We start from the raw sequence: 284 nt of genomic DNA, 5'->3' as shown, positions 1-284 counted from the left end.
AAAATGGCATCAAGGCCGACATCGTCACCGGCACCAGCGCCGGCGCCAGCGGGTATTACGCCCAGGTCAACACCAGCAGCCCGGAGCAGCTGCGCTGTTCGCTGCACGCCACCATCCGCGGCCATACCGCCTTCCCGTACTCGGGCGCGGGCACCAGCACCTGGACGATCCTGGAGCTGGCCGAGGAAGACCCCAACGACACCACCCGGATCATCGACGCCTACCGCAACCGCAAGTACGTCAAGGGCAGCGATCGCGCCGGCACAGGCAGCGGCATCACCTAC

General features: G+C 66.9%; 1 protein-coding gene. It reads left to right on the top strand.

All coding sequences use genetic code 11. The features are described 5' to 3' along the window. Positions 1-284 (top strand): hypothetical protein (locus FLQ44_RS07815; protein WP_206208738.1); only part of this gene is annotated, 284 nt, incomplete at both ends.

The organism is Vogesella mureinivorans, assembly GCF_007644035.1.
GTDB classification, from domain to species: Bacteria; Pseudomonadota; Gammaproteobacteria; order Burkholderiales; family Chromobacteriaceae; genus Vogesella; species Vogesella mureinivorans.
The sequence above is the reverse complement of the archived record's forward strand: the minus strand, read 5'-3'. Positions and strand labels throughout refer to the sequence as shown.